The 20,831-nt window shown below is 62.3% G+C and carries 14 protein-coding genes and 2 pseudogenes; 8 read left to right on the plus strand and 8 right to left on the minus strand.

Annotated elements, in window-relative coordinates; all coding sequences use genetic code 11:
- The first annotated feature begins 490 nt into the window (after positions 1-490).
- Positions 491-2,749: a catalase/peroxidase HPI gene (gene katG, locus OKW45_RS22470; protein WP_429471202.1), complete on the plus strand. Its 2,259-nt coding sequence runs from the start codon at positions 491-493 to the stop codon at positions 2,747-2,749.
- A 136-nt stretch (positions 2,750-2,885) separates the two neighbouring features.
- Here the strand turns inward: katG and OKW45_RS22475 are convergent.
- A pseudogene (locus tag OKW45_RS22475) lies at positions 2,886-3,902 on the minus strand (alcohol dehydrogenase).
- Positions 3,903-4,108: 206 nt separating this feature from the next.
- Between OKW45_RS22475 and OKW45_RS22480 the strand changes: the two are divergent.
- The 3 genes from OKW45_RS22480 to OKW45_RS22490 all read left to right on the plus strand — a co-directional run bounded on the left by OKW45_RS22480 (position 4,109) and on the right by OKW45_RS22490 (position 6,970).
- Positions 4,109-4,666 carry a carboxymuconolactone decarboxylase family protein gene (locus OKW45_RS22480; RefSeq protein WP_429471204.1) on the plus strand — a complete coding sequence of 186 codons (558 nt, stop codon included), beginning with the start codon at positions 4,109-4,111 and terminating at the stop codon, positions 4,664-4,666.
- Between the two features lie 37 nt (positions 4,667-4,703).
- A complete protein-coding gene (locus tag OKW45_RS22485) occupies positions 4,704-5,579 on the plus strand; it encodes a helix-turn-helix domain-containing protein (protein WP_429471206.1) in 876 nt (291 codons plus the stop codon).
- Between the two features lie 350 nt (positions 5,580-5,929).
- Entirely contained in the window at positions 5,930-6,970 is a 1,041-nt protein-coding gene (locus OKW45_RS22490) for a zinc-dependent alcohol dehydrogenase family protein (RefSeq protein WP_429471208.1), read from the plus strand.
- Between the two features lie 56 nt (positions 6,971-7,026).
- Here the strand turns inward: OKW45_RS22490 and OKW45_RS22495 are convergent, their stop codons facing one another.
- Positions 7,027-7,638: an acetate uptake transporter gene (locus OKW45_RS22495; RefSeq protein WP_018417833.1), complete on the minus strand. Its 612-nt coding sequence runs from the start codon at positions 7,636-7,638 to the stop codon at positions 7,027-7,029.
- A gap of 32 nt (positions 7,639-7,670) precedes the next feature.
- Entirely contained in the window at positions 7,671-9,569 is a 1,899-nt protein-coding gene (gene acs, locus OKW45_RS22500) for an acetate--CoA ligase (RefSeq protein ID WP_429473344.1), read from the minus strand.
- Positions 9,570-9,928: 359 nt separating this feature from the next.
- Here acs and chrA point away from each other — a divergent pair, with 359 nt between their 5' ends.
- A complete protein-coding gene (gene chrA / locus OKW45_RS22505) occupies positions 9,929-11,170 on the plus strand; it encodes a chromate efflux transporter (RefSeq protein WP_018417835.1) in 1,242 nt (413 codons plus the stop codon).
- 148 nt (positions 11,171-11,318) lie between these two features.
- Here chrA and OKW45_RS22510 read toward each other — a convergent pair whose 3' ends face one another.
- Together OKW45_RS22510 and OKW45_RS22515 are read right to left on the minus strand one after the other, a co-directional pair.
- Complete coding sequence (locus OKW45_RS22510) at positions 11,319-11,456, minus strand: hypothetical protein (protein WP_018417836.1); 138 nt, start codon at positions 11,454-11,456, stop codon at positions 11,319-11,321.
- Between the two features lie 200 nt (positions 11,457-11,656).
- Positions 11,657-12,349, minus strand: a complete 693-nt coding sequence (locus tag OKW45_RS22515; protein ID WP_429471210.1) for an NnrU family protein — start codon at positions 12,347-12,349, stop codon at positions 11,657-11,659.
- A 210-nt stretch (positions 12,350-12,559) separates the two neighbouring features.
- Between OKW45_RS22515 and OKW45_RS22520 the strand changes: the two are divergent.
- From OKW45_RS22520 to OKW45_RS22530, 3 genes and pseudogenes are all read left to right on the plus strand, one after another.
- A pseudogene (locus OKW45_RS22520) lies at positions 12,560-12,970 on the plus strand (sulfotransferase family protein); the annotation flags it as partial.
- Positions 12,971-13,159: 189 nt separating this feature from the next.
- The gene (locus OKW45_RS22525; protein ID WP_429471212.1) at positions 13,160-13,879 is read left to right on the plus strand and encodes a response regulator; all 720 of its coding nucleotides are present in this window, start codon (positions 13,160-13,162) and stop codon (positions 13,877-13,879) included.
- A gap of 259 nt (positions 13,880-14,138) precedes the next feature.
- Complete coding sequence (locus OKW45_RS22530) at positions 14,139-17,195, plus strand: hybrid sensor histidine kinase/response regulator (protein ID WP_429471214.1); 3,057 nt, start codon at positions 14,139-14,141, stop codon at positions 17,193-17,195.
- A gap of 324 nt (positions 17,196-17,519) precedes the next feature.
- Here the strand turns inward: OKW45_RS22530 and OKW45_RS22535 are convergent, their stop codons facing one another.
- The 3 genes from OKW45_RS22535 to OKW45_RS22545 are packed head-to-tail and all read right to left on the minus strand — an operon-like array spanning position 17,520 to position 20,788.
- Positions 17,520-18,527: a Gfo/Idh/MocA family protein gene (locus tag OKW45_RS22535; RefSeq protein ID WP_429471216.1), complete on the minus strand. Its 1,008-nt coding sequence runs from the start codon at positions 18,525-18,527 to the stop codon at positions 17,520-17,522.
- A 33-nt stretch (positions 18,528-18,560) separates the two neighbouring features.
- Positions 18,561-19,322, minus strand: a complete 762-nt coding sequence (locus tag OKW45_RS22540; protein ID WP_429471218.1) for an SDR family NAD(P)-dependent oxidoreductase — start codon at positions 19,320-19,322, stop codon at positions 18,561-18,563.
- 2 nt (positions 19,323-19,324) lie between these two features.
- Entirely contained in the window at positions 19,325-20,788 is a 1,464-nt protein-coding gene (locus OKW45_RS22545) for an MFS transporter (RefSeq protein WP_429471220.1), read from the minus strand.
- Positions 20,789-20,831 lie beyond the last annotated feature (43 nt).

Here is a 20,831-nt window from a genome sequence, read left to right on the forward strand (position 1 = left end):
TCGGGCGCACGCCGGTTGGCGTCATTCTGCTCCGCTCAGGTGCTGTCAGAAGCGCTCGCCTAAAAAGAAAGCAGTGCCCACTCTGTTGCGGACGAAACGCGAAACCCTATCACACAGTCGGCTGCGCCTGGCGCAAAACAGCCGGGTGCGCTCAAGCTTCGACGTGGTGTCGATCGATCAGCGTTCAACGATGCGGGACGCCGCGCGGTGGCTACCCGATATAGTCGCCGTCTATTAGTGGCATTGCCGTATTCGAATACTATTGAACTTTGTCCTCGCCTATATTCGAATAGGAGTAGTGCGCCGACTCTGGATTTCATGAGTGCACTGCCGAGCCATTCGGCTGACTGTCGGGTTTTCCGGATCGTCAAATTGCCACGCGAGCCTGACACGATGACAAACGCATAACAAGTACCTTGCATGGATTGGAGAAAGTACCTAGGCACCGACTCCGATCGACAACGGAGACATCCTCCAAAGGAGAGAACGCATGTCAAACGAAGCAAAGTGCCCGTTCATCCATACCGCCGGCGGCGGGACGACCAATCGGGACTGGTGGCCGAAGCAATTGCGCCTCGACCTGCTCAACCAGCATTCGAACCGCTCCAATCCGCTAGACGAAGACTTCAACTATGCCGAGGCATTCAAGAGCCTCGACTACGCCGCGGTCAAGAAAGACCTCGCCGCGCTAATGACTGATTCGCAGCCCTGGTGGCCCGCGGACTTTGGCCACTACGGCCCGCTGTTTATCCGTATGGCATGGCATGCCGCCGGCACGTACCGCATCGGCGACGGCCGCGGCGGCGCAGGGCGCGGCCAGCAGCGTTTCGCACCGCTCAATAGCTGGCCGGACAACGTGAGCCTCGACAAGGCTCGCCGGCTCCTATGGCCGATCAAGCAGAAATACGGCCAGAAAATTTCGTGGGCCGACCTGCTGATCCTGACCGGCAACGTCGCGCTCGAAACGATGGGCTTCAAGACTTTTGGTTTCGGCGGCGGCCGCGCGGACACGTGGGAACCGGATCAGGACGTTTACTGGGGCAATGAAAAGACCTGGCTCGGCGGCGACGTGCGCTACGGCAAGGGAGCGGCCGGCAGGGAAGACGACGAAGGCGTGCTGGTCGCCGACGAGGAGCTGCACGGCACCGAAAAGAGCCGTACCGATCCGCCCGGCCGCAACCTCGAAAACCCGCTCGGCGCGGTGCAGATGGGCCTGATCTACGTGAATCCGGAAGGCCCGGACGGCAATCCCGATCCGCTCGCCGCGGCAGTCGACATCCGCGAAACGTTCGGCCGCATGGCGATGAACGACGAGGAAACGGTCGCGCTGATCGCCGGCGGCCACACGTTCGGCAAGACGCACGGCGCGGCCCCGGCCGATAACGTCGGCCCGGAACCGGAAAGTGCCGGTCTCGAGGCCCAGGGGCTCGGCTGGCGCAACAGCTTCGGCACCGGCCGGGGCGGCGACACGATCACGAGCGGTATCGAAGTCACGTGGACCGCGACGCCGACGCAGTGGGACATGAGCTACTTCCAGAGCCTGTTCGGCCACGAGTGGGAGCTGACGAAGAGCCCGGCGGGTGCGAACCAGTGGGTCGCGAAGGACGCGCAGGCCACGTATCCGCACGCGCACGACCCGTCGAAGAAAGTGCTGCCGACGATGCTGACGACCGACCTGTCGCTCCGCCTCGACCCGATCTACGAAAAGATCTCGCGGCGCTTCATGGACAACCCCGACGAGTTCGCCGACGCGTTCGCGCGTGCGTGGTTCAAGCTGACGCACCGCGACATGGGTCCGCGCGCCCGCTATCTCGGCCCGGAAGTGCCGTCGGAGGAACTGCTGTGGCAGGACCCGATTCCGGCCGTCGATCACCCGCTCGTCGACGACAAGGACGTCGCGGCGCTGAAGCAGAAGATCCTCGCGTCGGGGCTGTCGGTGTCGCAGCTGGTCACGACCGCGTGGGCCTCGGCCTCGACGTTCCGCGGCTCGGACAAGCGCGGCGGCGCCAACGGCGCGCGCATCCGGCTCGCACCGCAGAAGGACTGGGCGGTCAACCAGCCCGCTGAGCTCGCGAAGGTGCTGAAGGTGCTCGAAGGCATCCAGAGCGAGTTCAACGGTGCGCAGTCCGGCGGCAAGAAGATTTCGCTTGCCGACCTGATCGTGCTGGCGGGTGGCGCCGGTGTCGAGCAGGCCGCGAAGAACGCCGGGCAACAGGTGACGGTGCCGTTCTCGCCGGGTCGAATGGATGCGTCGCAGGAGCAGACCGACGTCCAGGCGATCGCGGTGCTGGAGCCGGTTCACGACGGCTTCCGCAACTATCTGGGCGGCAAGTTCCCGGTGGCGGCGGAGAAGCTGCTGATCGACAAGGCGCAACTGCTGACGTTGACGGCGCCCGAGATGACCGTGCTGATCGGCGGCCTGCGCGTGCTGAAGGTGGGCGCTGGGAGCGAAGGTGTGCTGACGAGCAAGCCGGAAACGCTGTCCAACGACTTCTTCCGCAATCTCCTCGACATGGGCACGGAATGGACGCCGGTGTCGGAGGCCGCGGAAACGTTCGAAGGTGCCGACACGAAGAGCGGCGAAGTCAAGTGGACCGGTACGCGCGTCGATCTGGTGTTCGGCTCGAACTCGGTGCTGCGCGCCTTGGGCGAGGTCTACGCGAGCGAGGACGGCAAGGAGAAATTCGTGCGCGACTTCGTTGCCGCGTGGGTCAAGGTGATGAATCTGGATCGTTTCGATCTGGCTTGATCCAGCCGGTGCTGGCGAGTAGTTCTTTGCCACGTCGACGCAGTTTTTGAAGGAGGATTTGCGAAGTCATCGAGCGCGCTTGCCGGGATGCCGGCAAGCGCGCTTTTTCTTCGCCTCGTCACTGCTTCTGCGCCACTCAGACCATCTTCAACACCACCCTGAAACGCGCGTGACCGCTCATCATCCGGTCGAAGGCCTGCGCCGCCTCGGCGAGCGGATACTCTTCGATCATCGGCTTGACACCGGTGAGCGCGCTGAACGCGAGCGTGTCCTGCGAATCGGCCGAGGTGCCGGAGGGCCAGCCTTGCACCGAGTTGCGTCCCATGATGAACTGCACGATCGGCACTTCGACCGGCTCTTCGGAAACGCCGACCATCACGAGCTTGCCGTTCAGGCCGAGACCGCCGAGCGTCGCGGTCATCGCCTTGCCGCTCGTCACCGTGGCCAGTATCAGCTTCGCGCCGCCCAGTGCCTGCAGCTTCTCGGCGACGTTTTCCGTTTTGCTGTCGATGTAGTGATGCGCGCCCAGTTGCTGCGCGAGCGGGGCCTTGTCCTGACCGCGCGCGATCGCCACCGTGCGAAAGCCCATCTTGCGCGCGAACTGCACGCCGAGATGACCGAGGCCGCCGATCCCGAGAATCGCGACCACCTCACCGGCGCGCGCGCCGCTATTGCGTATCGCGTTGAACGTCGTGATGCCCGCGCAGAGCAGCGGCGCGGCATCGACATCGGAGAGATCGTCGGGAATGCGCGCCAGGGCTTCGACCGGGGCCACCATGTATTCGGCGTAGCCGCCGTCGTAGCTGATGCCGGGGATGAGGGCGAACTTGCACAGCACGAAGTCGCCCTGGCGGCAGTGTTCGCATTTGCCGCAATGCCCGCCGTGCCAGCCGACCCCGACACGCTGCCCGACCTGCCAGCCCTCGACACCCGCACCGACCGAATCGATCGCGCCCGCTATCTCGTGACCGGGCACACGCGGATAGGCCAGGCCCGGCTACAGGCCTTCCTTGGTCATCGCATCGCTATGGCAGATGCCGCAAGCCTGAATCCTGATACGCACGTGACCCGCGCCCGCCTCGGGCACCTGGCGTTCGACCAGTTCGAGCGGGCCGCCGGCCTGCTTCACTTCGACTGCTTTCATCGTGGCCATGATGTTCTTCCTTTCCAGTGACGAACGGGACAAGAGGGGAACGAACTCCAACATCATAGTCCGCGTCCAGGGCGGCTCGCCAGAAAGAAGCCGCCGCCGCATGGCCGATGGCGATGACATCCGATGTAATTGGCGCGCCGCGCGGCCGCCACTATTCTTCGACTACCGCGCCGCCGATCCGATGGCGCACACGTCAAGGAGATACCATGTCCAGCTATCCCGTTCACACGATCGAGTCCGCTCCCGAGCAATCGAAACCCGTGCTGCAAAAACTGCAACAGGCGTTCGGCCTGATTCCGAACATCGCGGCCAAGATGGCGGCTTCACCGGTGCTGATCAACGGCTTCATCGGCCTGTTCGAGCGCGTGCATGCGAGCAGTCTGACGGAACCGGAGATCCAGACACTGCTGCTCACCAACGCCGTGACGAACGCGAGCGAATGGGCGGTGGCGTTTCATACCGCGCTCGGCTTGAACGCGGGCCTGCGTCGCGCCGACGTCGAGGCGATCCGCCACGGCGGCGTGCCCGACGACACGAGGCTGGCGGCGCTGTCGACGCTCGCGCGCACGTTGATCGAAGAACGCGGCCGCCTCGCCGATGAGGACCGGCAACGCTTCCTCGCGGCAGGTTTCAGCGCGGAGCAGATTCTCGAGGTGGTCGCGGTGGTCGCCGCGTCGACGATCACGAACTACACCGGCAGCGTGACCGAGCCGCCGCTCGAAACGCAGTTCGCCGAATTCGCGTGGCACGCGCCCGCGCGCTGAAGCGATCCCGTTCAGGCATCAACAGGAGGGCAACACCATGAACGTCACGAGTCACGATCCCAAAGTGCAGCCGGGCGATCTCGGCAGTCTGTTGCGCTATTGGCGTGACGTGCGTGGCGTGAGTCAGCTCGATCTGTCGCTCGAGGCCGGCATCTCGCAGCGGCAGATCAGCTTCATCGAGAGCGGGCGCAGCGTGCCGGGCCGCGACACGCTGCTGACGCTTGCGCAGACCCTCGACGTGCCGCTGCGCGAGCGCAATGCGCTGCTGCTGGCCGCGGGTTATGCACCGATCTATTCGGAAGCACCGTGGAATGCGCAGGAAATGCACGGCGTGGTTCGCGCGCTCGAACTGGTCGTGCGTCAGCATGAGCCGTTTCCGGCGCTCGTGATGGACCGCGACTGGAACGTGCTGATGACCAACGACGCGGCCCCGCGCTTCTTCAACTGCTTCATCGACATGAACGCGCGCGAAGGCCCGCGCAACATGCTGCATCTGATTTTCGATCCGCGCGGCATGCGTCCGTTCGTCGCCGATTGGCAGGAGGTCGCGCGAAGTCTGCTGCAACGCGTGTATCGCGAGTCGGTCGGTCATGTAATCGGCGCCAACACGAAGCGTCTACTCGATGAACTGCTTGCGTATCCTGACGTGCCGCGGGACTGGAAGACGCATCATGGCTCTTCCGCGACTCCCGCGACGCTGCCGATGGTTCCGCTCGGCTTCATCAGCGAAGGCGTGGTGCTGCGCTATTTCTCGATGGTCACGACCGTGGGTACACCGCAAAACGTGGCCGCGCAGGAGTTGCGCATCGAATGCATGTTCCCCGCCGACGACGCCACCGAAGCAAGGCACCAGCAGCTGTTCGCCGCGCATGCGTCCCCGCAACCTCCAATATCGGCAAACCGTATGCCGTGATATAGCATCCTCGCGAATGGAACCCGACCGCTCGCGAAAGAGCCGGTCCCAGCGACATATGCGCTGATCTCATTGCGCAATGTCCCGACGGACGCCCGATTGAAGTAGTCCAGCGATCGCGCCCGTCAAAAACTGGCAGAACACAACACGAAACCGACCACCCGCGTCGGCGTTGTTTTCGTAGTGCTTGACCCAGATCAAGCCACCCGTCACACCGGGGCTCATGATGTAAGCGCGTGACGCATTACGTTCCCGCCAGCGCTAGCCGACGCATGACACGACCGGGTTCGGGCGCGAACACGTTTGCCGCCACGCATCGTGTTTCATTCCGGCCATAGGAGAAGTCCGTCATGAAAGCACTCGTTTATCACGGTCCCGGCAAAAAGTCGCTCGACGAACGGCCGATACCCGAACTCACGGCGCCCCCCGATGCAATCGTCAAAGTCACCCGCACGACGATCTGCGGCACCGATCTGCACATTCTCAAAGGCGACGTGCCGACCTGCGAGCCGGGCCGCATTCTCGGCCACGAAGGCGTCGGTGTCGTGCACCAGGTCGGCGAGGCGGGGAGCGGGCTCGCGGCCGGCGATCACGTGCTGATCTCGTGCATCACCTCGTGCGGCCGCTGCGACTACTGCCGGCGCGGCATGTATTCGCATTGCACGACGGGCGGCTGGATTCTCGGTAACCGGATCGACGGCACGCAGGCCGAATATGTGCGCATCCCGCATGCGCAGAGCAGTCTGTACCGCATTCCGGCTGGCCTCGACGAAGAGGCGCTCGTGATGCTGTCCGACATTCTGCCGACCGGCTTCGAATGCGGCGTGCTCAACGGCAAGGTTCAGCCGGGCTGCACCGTGGCGATCGTCGGCGCCGGGCCGATCGGTCTCGCTGCGCTGTTGACCGCGCAGTTCTACTCGCCGGCGCAGATCATCATGATCGATCCCGACGCGAACCGGCTCGAGGTCGCGCACCGCTTCGGCGCGACCGCGTGCATCGACAACGCGCATGCCGATGCGGTCGCGCAAGTGCTGATGCTGACGGAATCGGTAGGCGCCGACTGCGTGATCGAGGCGGTCGGCATTCCGCCGACGTTCGAGCTTTGCCAGCAGCTGGTCGCGCCGGGTGGAACGATCGCGAACATCGGCGTGCACGGCGTCAAGTGCGATCTGCATCTGGAAAAGCTGTGGGATCGCAACATCGCGATTGCGACGCGTCTCGTCGATACCGTCAGTACACCGATGCTGATGAAGACGGTCAAGGCGGGGCGGATCGATCCCACGCGTCTGATCACGCATCGCTTCCGGCTCGACGATATTCTTTCGGCTTACGAAACGTTCTCCCGCGCGTCGAGCACGCGCGCGCTGAAGGTGTTGATCGAAGCGTCATAGACGGTCAAATACGCTCGAAAACGCGCGAATCAATATGGCACCGCGAATGCGTGCAATCACTCCGCAAAACGCGTCACCACCGCGGCGCCGACCGTTTCCATTTCGACGAGCACGGGTTTAGCGCCGATCGGCAGCACGGTACGGCCCAACGACTCGTTGATGATCTCCGCCGCCGACAGATAGAACGCCAGCAGCGCTGTCAGCAGTCCGCCATAGCCTCCAGCGTGCCGCAGTGTCGCCGAACCGAGCCATTCGCCGGCCGCGAGCAGAAAGAAGGTTGCCCACAGCGCGACGAACACGCCCTGCAGCGCGCGCGACGAGCGGAACGTCGCGATCCACATGTAGAACGTGAAGACGCCCCACAACAGCAGATACCAGCCGACGAACGCGGCCGGCACCTGCTCGTGCAGGAACAACGCAAACAGCGCGAACGACCACCAGAACGCGCCATAGCTCAGAAACGCGGTGGCGCCGAACGTGTTGCCGCGCGGAATCTCCATCAGTCCGGCGACGATCTGCATGCTGCCGCCGAACGCGAACGCGACGGCGAGCACGAGACCGAGCGAGCCGCCGCTGAACCAGCCGGCGTTGATCATGCTGAGCAGCCACGTGGTCAGCGCGAAAGCCGCAAGGCCGAGCGATGCGGGGTTGGGTGTGGTGAGTTTCATCGTGAAGTCTCCTGAATCGATCCGGGGGGGGCTTACTCGTGGTGGCCGAACTGCCGCAGCACGGCGGGGTTTTCGACGGTGGACATGTCCTGCGCGAGCGTTTCTCCCTTCGCGACCGAACGCAGCAGACGCCGCACGACCTTGCCGGAGCGCGTCTTCGGCATGCTGTCGCCGAAGCGGACTTCCCTGGGTTTGGCGATCGGCCCGATTTCCTTGCCGATCCACGCGCGCAGCTGGTCGGCGACCTGCCTTGCTTCGGTGCCTTCCGGGCGTGGGCCCTTGAGCACGACGAACGCGACGATGGCTTCGCCGATGGTCTCGTCGGGCCTGCCGACGACCGCGGCCTCCGCCACCAGCGGATGCGCGGCGAGCGCCGATTCGATTTCCATCGTGCCCATGCGGTGGCCCGAAACGTTCAGCACGTCGTCGATGCGGCCGGTGATCGTGAAGTAGCCGGTCTGCGGATCGCGGATCGCGCCGTCGCCCGCCAGATAAAGTTTGCCACCCAGGTCGGCGGGGTAGTAGCCACTGCGGAACCGCTGCGGATTGCCCCAGATCGTGCGCAGCATCGACGGCCACGGCTGCTTGATGACCAGCAGACCGCCCTCGCCGTGCGGCAACTCGCAGCCGGTTTCGTCGACGATCGCCGCCTCGATGCCAGGCAGCGGCAACGTGCACGATCCCGCGACGAGCGGTGTTGCGCCCGGCAGCGGCGTGATCATGTGGCCGCCCGTTTCGGTTTGCCAGAAGGTGTCGAGCACCGGACAGCGCCCGCCACCGACTTCGCGCGCAAACCACTCCCACGCGCTCGGATTGATCGGCTCGCCGACGGTGCCAAGCAAACGCAACGAGTCGAGGTCGAAGCGGCGCGGATGCACGCCGCTGTCCGTCTCGGCGGCCTTGATCAGCGAACGGATCGCGGTGGGCGCCGTATAGAAGATGCTGACCTTGTGCCTGGCGATCATCTCCCAGAACCGTCCCGCGTCCGGCCACGTCGGCACGCCCTCGAAAATCACCTGGGTCGCGCCGACCGCGGTCGGGCCATAGCAGATGTAGCTGTGCCCCGTGATCCAGCCGATGTCGGCCGTGCACCAGTACACGTCGTCCGCGCGGAGGTCGAAGGTCCACTTCATCGTGACGGCGGCCCACAGCAGATAGCCCGCCGTGCTGTGCTGCACGCCCTTTGGCGTGCCGGTCGAACCGGACGTGTACAGAACGAACAGCGGATGCTCGGCACCGACCCATTCGGGCTCGCAGGTGTCGGGTTGGGCCGCTTCGAGTTCGTGCAACCAGCAGTCGCGCGGTTCGTCCCACAGGATCGAGCCGCCCGTGCGCCGATAGACGATCACGGTATGGATGCCGTCGGTGCCTGCCATTTTCAGCGCTTCGTCGACGACGGATTTCAACGGCAGGTTCTTGCCGCCGCGCATCTGCTCGTCGGCGGTAATGACGGCGACGGCGCCGACATCGACCATCCGTTCATGCAGCGACTTCGCCGAGAAGCCGCCGAACACGACCGAATGCAACGCGCCGATGCGCGCGCAGGCCTGCATCGCGACGACGCCTTCGATCGACATCGGCAGATAGATCATCACGCGGTCCCCACACGCGATGCCGCGCGCGCGCAGCGCGTTCGCGAGGCGGCACACGCGCGCATGCAGTTGCCGGTAGGTGATGGTCGTCACGCTGCCGTCGTCGGCCTCGAAAATGATCGCGGTCTTGTTGGCGTTGCCGTCGTGCAGATGACGATCGAGGCAGTTGTACGACGCGTTCAACAGACCGTCGTCGAACCATTTGAAGAACGGTGCGTTCGATTCGTCGAGTACCTTGGTGAAGGGCCGGCGCCAGCTCAGATGCTCGCGCGCGAGCCGCGCCCAGAAACCGGTCCGGTCGCTGCGCGCTTCGTTGACGAGCGCTTCGTAGGCGGCCATGCCGTCGATGGCCGTGTCCGTCAGAAGCGACGGGGCGGCCGTTTCCGGCGCTTGATGGTTGATGGCGACAGTGGACATAGTCTCCTCGCTGGCATGAATGAGTGATATGGGACGGGCACACCGCGACTGCCGATATCCAACGATCGGCGGCGCGGCTGCGCGCATGACTCGAACAGTGTTCTGGATGTCGCGACCAGTGTGTTGCGGGAAGCAAGGGGCACGATTGACCCAGATCAATCGCGGGTGCGGCGCGTGGTCGCGCCGTTGGCCTCTATACTGTGCGTCGTCAAACACGAGGCCCGCCGACGGCCGCTTGCCCGCCGGCTCTCGAAATCGGCATCGCTCGAACCCGCACATCCATGGATACTGATTTGTCGTCGCCGCGCCGCTCACGGCTCACGCGCGTGATCGAGGTTTTCGTCGTCTTTCTGAAGCTCGGGCTGACCAGTTTCGGCGGCCCGATCGCTCACATCGGCTACTTCCGGCGCGAGTTCGTCGAGCGGCGCCGCTGGCTCGACGATGAAGCCTTCACCGACCTGATCGGCCTGTGCCAATTTCTGCCAGGACCCGCGAGCAGCCAGGCGGGGTTTTCGATCGGGCTGCTGCGGGCCGGGTGGGGTGGGGGGCTAGCCGCCTGGTGCGGCTTCACGCTGCCGTCGGTACTCGTGATGCTAGCCTTTGCCGCGATCGCGCCGGACCTGGGCGGCGCGCTCGGCACGGGCGTGATTCACGGCCTGAAGCTCGTCGCGGTGGCCGTCGTCGCGCAGGCTGTCTGGGACATGGCGCGGCGTCTGTGTCCGGATCGCCGCCGCGCGGCAATCGCGCTCGCATCGCTTGGATTACTCAGTGTGCTTGGCACCGTCTACGCCCAACTGATCGTGATCGGCGCCGGCGCCGTGCTCGGTGTCGCGCTGTGCCGGACCACGGCGGTGCAAGCGCCACGCGCCATTTCTCCGCGGGCCGGCGATTTTCAGGTGTCGCGTACGGCAAGCATCGTCGCGCTAGTGCTCTTCTGCGCATTGCTGTTCGCGTTGCCGCTATGGGCGGCAAGCGGGACCTCGCAAGGCATCCGCGTATTCGATGCGTTCTATCGCTCCGGCGCGCTCGTGTTCGGAGGCGGCCACGTGGTGCTGCCATTGTTGCAGCGTGCAACCGTCGCGACCGGATGGGTCACGCCCAACGACTTCCTGGCCGGCTATGGCGCGGCCCAGGCCGTACCCGGACCGCTGTTCACGTTCGCGGCGTTTCTCGGCTGGATGATGGCGCTGCCACCCAGACACTGGAGCGGCGCACTGCTGGCGACAGTGGGCATCTTTCTGCCGGGTCTGCTGCTCGTTCTCGCCGCATTGCCGTGGTGGCAGGCGCTGCGCGCGCGTGCGACGATGGCGGCGGCGCTTGCCGGCGTCAATGCCGCGGTGGTCGGCCTGCTGGCCGCCGCGCTTTATTCGCCGGTGTGGACGAGCGCGGTCCTGTCGGCGACGGATTTCGCCGTGGCGTGCATCGGCTTTTTGCTGTTGCTGCGCTGGAAGGCGCCCCCGCTTGCGGTCGTCGTGCTGTGTGTGGCGGCCGGCGTCGCGCAAACTGTGCTGCACCCGCTCTGACAGGATATGGTGGGCTCCTTGAATGTGATGTCGAGTGCGTGAATCAGGTCATGCGCGCAATGTGCGGATACCCGCACGGACGGTGAACCGCGTCGTGCGTGCGGGTGTTGGTCAACTTGCCGGTCGAGCGCGGGCAGCGTTAGAAGATTTACTGGCCCGCGCTCTGGTCGCCGTCCACATGCAGGATCTCGCCGGTCACGAACGATGCCGAGTCGAGATAGAGGATCGCATTGACGATGTCGCTCATCTCGTCCATGCGCCCGACCGGATGCAACGTGGCGAGCACCGATGCCTTGAGATGCGCCGGTGACGATGACGACCTTGGAGGTGCTCATGATCTTTCTCACGGAGTGATGATTCGGCCTGCTGGCCGTTCGAGTCGATGGACCCGATGGAGGGCACCGCAGGTGCATCCGCCGCGAATTCGAGCACACACATGGACAAAGAGTCTTGCGCCACGAGAACAAATCTCGTGGAACCTGCCGGCTAGAGCCAGCGCCAGATGCCCGCGGGCCAACCGGAGAGCGGAATATGCGCCCAGGTCGCGACGAGCCAGAAAACGACGCCGCCCACCAGCGCGTGCATGCCGAACCCGCCCAGCCGCGCGCGGCCGGCGGCGATCGCCGCGAACGGCAGATAGCTCGTCTTCGATTCCCATGCGGGCCACAGATCGGGTTGCAGCCGCCGTTTCTTGCGGTCCTGTAGCGCGGCACCGGCCAGCGCGAGGATGATGATCGCCCCGGCAAGCACGACGTTCCGGGTGACCGGGAACACGGCGATATGGCACAGTCCCCAAAGCGCGAACGACCACATCATCGGGTGACGGGTCACTGCGTACACGCCGCGCGCCGCGTCGGGAAGCGCGGTGGGCCGGCCGCCGGTGGGCAATGCCGGGTTGCGGATCAGGGAGCCCATCAGAAGGATCGACGCGATCAGCATGAGCACGGTCACAACCGCCCACAGCACGTTGCCTGCCGGCCATAGCGGATCGGAGACGGGCGTCCTGTCGTAAGCCATGACCATCCAGCCGAACGTCAGTATCGCAATCAGCGAATAGACGCCCATGGCACCCCGTTCGCCGATTGTCCGGACCATACCCGCCCGCAGCGGATGGGACAGGAGAAAGTGGCTGCCGACAAAAGCGAATGCCGCCACGACAAGTGCGTCGATGCTTTCCATTGGCCCGGCTCCTCAAGTCAGATGATCGGTCGACCGCGTGCATTGCGAGAATACTACTTCGCGCGCCACAACGAATGCAGCGATCGCTTCGCGATTTCAATTGCCGCGCGTCGCAAAACCTTGATTGGCAGTCTCGTCGTCGCAATGGCCGAGACACTCGCCATCGCGTCGACTGCGCAAGCGGGGCAATGGGCCCCAAACCATTCCCGGCGCATCATTCACGCGCGGCGCAACCCGGTCGACACCTGTCTTTCCTGCTACAGGAAACTGTTTGCGGGCGATCAGCCGTTTGCTTACGAGCTGACCGAATTCGGCGAGTATTACCGTTACTACGAGCGGCTCATTGCTCATTGGCGCAGCGTGCTACCGGCCGGGCGCTTCATCGAGGTCGATTACGAAGCGGTCGTCGATGACCTCGAAGGCGAGGCGCGACGTCTGGTGAATTTTCTCGACCTGCCCTGGGATGACGCTTGTCTGCGCTTCCATGAAAACCGCCGCGTCGTGCGCACGGCCAGTCTTAATCAGGTGCCTCAGCCGATCTATAGGAGCTCGAAAGGTCGCTGGAAGCCGTATGAGGCTTATCTTGGTCCATTGCTGGAAGCGCTGGACAGCACGGGTTAAGAGGGTTGCGCGTAGCGCATTCGATGTTTCGGGAAGTTCTTCCCGACTTACCTGGCTGCCAATTGGCTGCCAATCCGTCGACGCGATGAGTTCAACGCTTCATGTATTGCGCTGAAAGGAAGCGGGGGGATCGCATTATGTGAAGGTAAACCCGCTGAGCGCTTATAGCTCAGGGTGGCTATCATAGTGATGTCCTATTTCAATGATATTGACAATATGGTCGCCTCCGAAATTCGGGTCATACTGGCTGATGACCACCCCATGATGCTGATTGGTATCGAACACAAGTTTGCAGATGTGAGCACGATCGAACTGGTAGGGAAAGCCAGCAACTCGACTGAACTGATCGCGCTTCTCACGAACACGCAATGTGACGTTGTCGTATCCGATTACGCAATGCCCGCGGGCGAATACGGTGATGGAATTGCTCTGTTTTCGTTTATAAAGCGCCGGTATCCTGACATCAAGATCGTTGTGCTGACGATGCTGGACAACCCGGCAGTAGTACGTGCGCTCGTGACGCAAGGTGTAACGTGCATCGTGAGCAAGTCCGACGCTGCCACCCACCTTATCCCCGCGGTTCATGCCGTCCATCGCGGCGGCAAATATTATTCGCCGACCATCAACGAGATCGTCCAGTCGATTGACTGGAACCGCCGGGGCAGGGGCTCCTCGGACGTCCTGAGTCAGCGCGAATCCGAAGTTGTGCGTCTTTTTGCATCGGGCCTGACGGTAAACGAAATTGCCGAACGGCTGAGTCGCAGCAAGAAGACCATCAGTACCCAGAAAATGAAAGCGATGGAAAAGCTCGGTATTGAGCGAGAAGTCGATCTGTTTCGATATGCGATGGATAATGGAATGGTGACTTCGACGCAGAAAACGACGGACAGTCCTCCTTCCACAGAATGAACACAGGAAGCGACCCTGCGCTTTCATCGCGCTGCTCGAAAAACCGTCAACCTTCTTTGTGCGGGGGAATTGAAGCGAGTTACCGCTTGGCAACCCACGTCAGGCTGTCCGAAATAACTTGACTGCTACAGTCCCGTTCACTGCGACTCTATCCTTGAGTGCGGCAAGTGGCCAAGGCAGGTTCTAGAAGGGCAGACTTCTGGAATCATCGTCAGCACGGTGCTGAAACCATCCCTTGCGTCCCTGATCCAGGTCCGCCATGCCATCAAAGAGCATAGATTCCAGCGGGCATGAACGCGTGGTTCATCCGCCCACCGGCGATTCGCGCGTTGATGAGCCGAGCAGACTGAATCGCTATCAGCGGACGCTCGTCATGGGGGCAGGGGTCGCCGTCTCGTTTGTGCTGGTGCTGTTGACCGGCGTCGTGCTGAAATCGGCGGTCACCGACTACATCGACGATCGCTATACCGATTTCGCTCTACGGCAGACTCGCCTACAACTGGAATTTCTGGAGCGGGAAAGAACGCTGAGAGCTGCCATCCTGCATGAAGAATCGGCGTGGGGCACGCGAGTTCCTCCGCCCGCGACCCTCGTCGACGAGTTTGCCGCGCAGCATGGACGAGTCGTTCTGCAGCGGCACAGGAATTTCGAACCGTTGATGATGCTCGGCGATGTCGGTCCGTCGCTGAACGCATCGGATTTCGCACCGTATCTGGCGCTCGGTGTTGATTTTGACTATCGTCTCGGCCCTTGGGCCAAGGTGCAGACCAGTGCCGTGTCAGGCTTCTTCTATTCGCCTGAGCGACGGTTCCTCGGCATTGTTCCTGCGCCGGCATCCGGCGATCTGCTCAAGCAGAGCGGCGCGCAAGACGTCCACGAACTTCTCGATCGCATTGCACCGGACATCGGCGATCTCGCGGACCCCAAGGTGGTCGAGCGGTTACGCAAGGACAGGAGTGCGATCTGGTTCCCGCCAGTCACTGATCTGTTTAGCGAACAGCCCGCAATCCGTCTGGTCATGCCGGCCTTTAGCGACGGCAAGATATTCCTCGTGGCTGTCCGCAAGATCTACGTGGGCCCCCTGATCGAAATGCTAACCGGGGAGCGGCGCTACGATGAAGAATCGCTGCTGCTCGATTCGGCCGGCAATGTGATCCTCAGCACGGCCAAGCCGGGTACCGGTGCCGCGCTGACGCAACGGATTCTCAATTCCCGTACGCAAGGGATGCAACCCGCCGGAGGAGTCCATCGCTCCCGGAATGGATTGTTCATGGCCAGTGCGGAGGTAACGGACTCCGGCTGGACGCTCGTTCACGCATTCACGTGGCGCACCATTTTGCGTGACATCGGTGCACGCCTCGCCGTTTACGTTGCCGCGATGCTGCTGCTCGTGGCTTTCATGTGGGTGCTTCTGTTGATGCTCGATCACAAGCTGTTCAAGCCCGACTACGAACGTTCGCAGCGAATATTCGAAAGTGAAGCCCTGAACCGCACGATGGTTGCTGCAGCACCGTCGGGATTCGCGCTGCTGTCTTTCGAGCAGGGAGATATTCTGTTGCAGAGCAACCTGATGCGTACCTACGAAGCGAACACGCATCCGGATGAACCAGGCTTGCACACCCGCCTGCTCGGTCTCTATGACCGCAGCCCCGGCGCGCCCGCGTGGCAGTCCGATCTGGAGATGGCGCTTAGACTTGCCGACGGCCGCGTGGACGATCTGCTAGTGAGTATGGTGCGTACCAGGTATCGTGGAAAAGAGGTGCTGCTTTGCAGTTTTTCCGACATTACGACTCTCAAGAACACGGAGCGCAAGCTGGACGAGGCGCGTGCGGCAGCGGACGCCGCCAACGAGGCGAAATCTGCGTTCCTCGCGATGATGAGCCACGAAATACGTACGCCGCTCAATGCCATTCTCGGCAACCTCGAGTTGCTCGGACGCTCGCCGTTGTCACCGTCGCAGGAGGAGAGAGTAGGGGTCATCACGTCGTCGTCCACTGCGCTGCTCGGGATCATCAACGACATTCTCGATTTTTCGAAGGTCGAGTCTGGCCAGATGACGCTCGAGTCGATCAGTTTCGATCTCGGCGATGTCATTCGACAAGTGGGTGCGATGTTCGAACCCGTCGCGCATGCGAAGGGACTCGAATTCGACTGCGTGATCGACGATGCGCTCGCGCCGCACTATCTGGGTGACCCAACGAGAATCCGGCAGATCGCGGTCAATCTGGTCAGTAATGCGATCAAATTCACTGCGAGTGGCGACGTACTGCTCGAGGTTTACCTCAAGGACGACACGGCCGACGATTCGCCCATCGTGATTGGCGTGAGCGACACCGGCATCGGCATGACGCCTCAGCAGCAGGAGACGCTATTTCATGCATTTAGCCAGGCCGATTCGTCGATCGCCAGGCGCTATGGCGGAACAGGACTCGGACTTGCGCTCTGTCTGCGCCTGACCGAATTGATGCATGGCACGATCCAGGTGAAGAGCGAGTTGAATGACGGCAGTACCTTTGTCGTGACGTTACCCATTCCGGTGAGTAGTGGCACACCGGTCGTCGCCCCAGAAGACAGCAAAGCCAAATGGGAGTTCACCGCGATCGACACACACGCCGTTCACATTCTTGTGGTCGACGATCAGCTTGCAAATCGGGAGTTGATCGCCGCGCAACTTGCCACGCTGGGATACGAGGCCGATATCGCCGATAGTGGCGGGGAGGCAGTGCGGCGCTTCAATGAACGCCACTATGATCTTGTGATGACCGACATCAATATGCCAGGGATGGACGGGTACGCGCTCGCGCGGTGTCTGCGCGATCAAAGCGCGACGGTGCCGATCATCGCCATTACTGCGCAAGTGGGTGCAGAAGAGCGTTCGCGATGCAAGAAGGCCGGAATCGACGAGGTCCTGCTGAAACCCGTCCTGCTTGGCACCATGGATGCGACGGTGAGGCGGCTGGTCAAGGAGGCCGGCAAACGCCCCGCAAGTGACACCGCAGCCAGGCTCGACATTTCGCATGGGCCATTGCCCGAGCCCATCCATGCTGCGATGAGCCAGGCACTGAAGGAATCGCTCGAGGCGCTGTATGTCGCCATTGAACGGGTCGATATAAAAACGGTGCTGGCCCATCTTCATTCGCTACGCGGCTCCTTCGCGATGATTCAGGAGACCGAGGTGGCGAATGCGTGTGCACAGATGGAGCAGGAAGCCAGAAATAACGACATTCCTGCCGTCAAGGACGGGCTCGATCGTTTCGAACCACTCGCTTATTCGACGCTCGCGCGGCGCGTGATAAACACGCAGCCAGAGGCGTGAGTTTTTTGCTTCAGCGCTGAATCAGCAGGCGTCTGGTCACTAACAGACGCTTGGGAATGACCTAACGTTGCTTGTCTTGCACGGAAAAATGCTGTGCTCCTATTTCTGTCTGGCGCGTCGTACGGGACGATAAAAAGTAAGTCGCCTTTTTCGCCAAAACATAGCGAGCAGCACGCCTGACCCGTCACACAGTTCCGGTAGGATGCGCTCCTGATCAAGTTGACGATGCGCTTTACACACTGTTTCCGGGTCAGTTTGAACGATGGCAACGCATCGGAAACGAATGCGCGAAGCGTAGCGTAGAGCCGTTAGGCGGCAACAGTTTTAGACCGCATTTTCGACCGGTTCCGGTGCGCCGCCGTTGGCTGCAGAACGGTATCCTGCCTCGACGACAGCGATCGCATGCTCGGCCTCCCGCAAACCTGCAACCGGAGGACGACCATTCGCCAGATCGGCCCAGTTGCGCCTTAAGAACACCGAGTAAAACGCGTCTGTGTTGTATTCGACCGTCGCGGTGCGTCCCTGCTGTTGGTCCCGCGCTTTGATGTAAAGCTGGTCGGCATAACCCCGGGCGTAGGAGGAGGTATGCGAGATGGAAAACGCGAAGTCTCGCTGATCTTCCGCTGTCGATGGATACAGGTAACCCGTTTCCACAACGCCGATTTGGCCCGCAGCGTTCCGGCAGGTGAACACGGCTTGCTCTTCAACGGTCACGTCAGGCCGATACGTTCGCATCTGCGCCGAGACGTGGGTGATCGGGCCGTTTGTCAGGGATGAGATCAGGTCAATGAAATGAACCCCGACATTTAACGTGCACCCTCCACCTGCATGCCGTTTATCAAGCATCCAGCTGCACCCGCCGCGCTCATATCGAGCTACGGGGCCAACGATGAACCTGAACGAGAGATGCTGGTATCCCTCCGGCGTAAATCCCTCTGCGGGGGAAAGACGGGCAGCCAGATCGCTCACGCGCATGATGAATGGAACACTGACGTAAACGCCGTGCATCTCGGCGAGCTGCCGGACCCGGCGAACCTCCCGGAGATTAAGTCCGCAAGGCTTCTCGATGAGAAACGGAATGCCGCGGGCAATCAGCCGCTCGGCCAGTTCGGCCATTTCTGAATGACGGCTGAATACCAGAGCAAAGTCGAAATCCTCGCCGAGGAGCGCTTCGTTGGAGCCGTACAGCTTGCAATTCAGCTGGTCCGCGACTGTTGATCCAGCAAATGAGGCAGTATCTGAAATACCCACAACCTGGACACCAGGATCTCGCAATGCAGCGAGATAGAGGGGAAAGTGCCAGTGGCTAACGTCGAAAACAGCAATTCTCATAAGGGCTCCACAGCAGTGCGATTGTCGAGGGCGTCAATCCATGTAGGAGCCACCATTCACGCTGAGTGTCTCACCGAAGATGTAGCTTGCATCATCCGAGACGAGGAAGGCAGCGGCCCGTGCAATCTCCTCTGGGCGCCCAAGGCGGCCCGCGGGAATGTTAGAGATGGTCGTCGCCTTCATCTCGGGGCTCATCTCATTGGTGAGTTCCGTCGCGACGAGGCCCGGCGCGATGGCATTGACATTGATGCCAAAGGGTGCCGCGTAGCGTGCGAGCGATTTTGTCAGGCCGATGATTCCAGCCTTCGCAGCGGTGTAATGTGCGTTGCCACTGAAGTCGCCGCGCTTGCCGGCCACTGAACTGACGTTGACGATCTTTCCATACTTTTGCGCCTTCATCGACGCGAGAACAGCCTGGCAGCAGAGGAACGAGCCCTTGAGATGGATGTTAATCATCCGATCCCATTTCTCTGGGCTAATCTCGGGAAAACTGACGAAGTCGCCAATCCCAGCGTTGTTAATCAGGATGTCGACGCGACCATGGTCCGCAAGGAGTCGGCGGAACGCGTCCTCGACCTGGCTCGTATCAGCCACGTCAAAAGCGATGGCGCTAGCGCTTCCACCCCTTCGCTGAATGTTTTTCGCCGCGTCGGTTGCCGGTTCAAGCGTGCGGTCATTGACGATCACATGGGCACCACGGTCGGCGAGAACATCGGCAATAGCGATACCCAACCCGCGCCCAGCGCCCGTGACCACGGCAATCTTGCCCGACAGGTCCTGCTGATTTGAAATCATGACTACCCCCGATGTTGTTGGCTCGCGAGTACGTCGGAGCGCATCTGATTGGCGAAATCCTGTGAGTCGGCTGTTTCGGTTGCCCCGACCATCGTCTCGGCACGCAGGCGATCGTAGTCGCCTTTCGGGACGGGAACCGCGTTGCGGTCGCCGAGATCGCTGAGGTGGATCCGGTACGTCTCCCGCGTAGTGAAAGCGGCGATCGCGGCCACTACACAGATACCGAATGTCAGGGCCCCGATCTTCAGCGGGATATTGGCGGAGCCGGGGGGCGCGACCGCGACGAAGAGCGCGGGGAGAAACGCGGTCAGCATCGTGCCGACGTTCTGCCCGATGGCCATCCCGGACACGCGCACGCGCGTGCGGAACAGTTCGGGGAAGAGGCTCGGAAACACGCCGTTGAAGCCCTGATAGGCGACGCCCCACATGAGCACCGAAAGAGTCATCGCCAGCCACAGGTTATGGATGCTGATGGAGTACAGATACGCGAACGAGAGCAGTCCGGCGCTGAGCGTGCTGACAAGGACTGGCAGCCTGCGGCCAACCTTGTCTGAGAGGTTGCCGACGTAGGGAATCAGAATCACCGCGGAGATATTACCCAGAACAGGAATCCACAGATACACGCCGGGAGGAAAGCCGATGCCATACGACGGCTGAACCGCGTAGGCGGCGCCGAAGACCGAGGCGACAACGGCGATCACCGCGGTAAGCGCCATGCAGAGCACGCGCGCGATATCGCCCCAGTTCTGCCGGAGCACTTCGACGACCGGCGAGACGGGAACTTCACCGTGTGCGCGCTCCTCGGTGAAGGCCGGGGTCTCGTCAACTTCGCGGCGAATGATGTAACCCGCAATGAGAACGACGATGCTGAGCAGGAACGGGATTCGCCAGCCCCAGGCGGTGAACTGGTCCTTGGGCATGAAACGCGCGAGTGGCAGGAAGATCGCTGCCGCGAGGAGCTGTCCCGCCTGGACCCCCTGGAGGGTAAAGCTCGCGAAGTAGCCACGCCGCCCGAACGGTGCGTGTTCCAGAATCATCGAACTGGCGCCGGAGATTTCTCCAGCGACCGCGAAGCCCTGGATGAGGCGCAGAACCACGAGCAGCACCGGAGCCCAGATCCCCACCTGCTGATACGTTGGCAGGAGCCCGACGGCCATCGTCGAGAAGCCCATGAGGAACATGCAGAGAATCAGCACCGTCTTGCGGCCGTGGCGGTCGCCCCAGTGCCCGAGGACGACAGCGCCCAACGGCCGGGCGATATAGCCGACACCATAGGTCGCCAGCGACGCAATAATGGCGACCGTCGGGTTGTTCGACGGAAAGAAGAGCTGCGGGAACAGCAACGCCGCCGCGGTCGCGTAGATGAAGAAGTCGTAATACTCCAGTGCTGAGCCGATCCACCCGCTGGCCGCGGCTTTCTTCGACTGGCGCTTGCCGTGAGGCTCAAGCGGGGTGTTCAGTTTCATCACTCGTCTCCGTTTTGATTGACTTTCCGGTGTTGGTTGTCTA

Source organism: Paraburkholderia lebeckiae (genome assembly GCF_050436225.1).
Lineage (GTDB): Bacteria > Pseudomonadota > Gammaproteobacteria > Burkholderiales > Burkholderiaceae > Paraburkholderia > Paraburkholderia tuberum.

What these genes read in the sequence shown, in the direction of transcription:
- OKW45_RS22535 (WP_429471216.1), bottom strand. Translation starts at nt 18,527, where the DNA reads ATGAGAATTGCTGTTTTCGACGTTAGCCACTGGCACTTTCCCCTCTAT.
- OKW45_RS22545 (WP_429471220.1), bottom strand. Translation starts at nt 20,788, where the DNA reads ATGAAACTGAACACCCCGCTTGAGCCTCACGGCAAGCGCCAGTCGAAG.
- acs (WP_429473344.1), bottom strand. Translation starts at nt 9,569, where the DNA reads ATGGCCGCCTACGAAGCGCTCGTCAACGAAGCGCGCAGCGACCGGACC.
- katG (WP_429471202.1), top strand. Translation starts at nt 491, where the DNA reads ATGTCAAACGAAGCAAAGTGCCCGTTCATCCATACCGCCGGCGGCGGG.
- OKW45_RS22530 (WP_429471214.1), top strand. Translation starts at nt 14,139, where the DNA reads ATGCCATCAAAGAGCATAGATTCCAGCGGGCATGAACGCGTGGTTCAT.
- OKW45_RS22515 (WP_429471210.1), bottom strand. Translation starts at nt 12,349, where the DNA reads ATGGAAAGCATCGACGCACTTGTCGTGGCGGCATTCGCTTTTGTCGGC.
- OKW45_RS22525 (WP_429471212.1), top strand. Translation starts at nt 13,160, where the DNA reads ATGTCCTATTTCAATGATATTGACAATATGGTCGCCTCCGAAATTCGG.
- OKW45_RS22490 (WP_429471208.1), top strand. Translation starts at nt 5,930, where the DNA reads ATGAAAGCACTCGTTTATCACGGTCCCGGCAAAAAGTCGCTCGACGAA.
- OKW45_RS22480 (WP_429471204.1), top strand. Translation starts at nt 4,109, where the DNA reads ATGTCCAGCTATCCCGTTCACACGATCGAGTCCGCTCCCGAGCAATCG.
- chrA (WP_018417835.1), top strand. Translation starts at nt 9,929, where the DNA reads ATGGATACTGATTTGTCGTCGCCGCGCCGCTCACGGCTCACGCGCGTG.
- OKW45_RS22485 (WP_429471206.1), top strand. Translation starts at nt 4,704, where the DNA reads ATGAACGTCACGAGTCACGATCCCAAAGTGCAGCCGGGCGATCTCGGC.
- OKW45_RS22495 (WP_018417833.1), bottom strand. Translation starts at nt 7,638, where the DNA reads ATGAAACTCACCACACCCAACCCCGCATCGCTCGGCCTTGCGGCTTTC.
- OKW45_RS22540 (WP_429471218.1), bottom strand. Translation starts at nt 19,322, where the DNA reads ATGATTTCAAATCAGCAGGACCTGTCGGGCAAGATTGCCGTGGTCACG.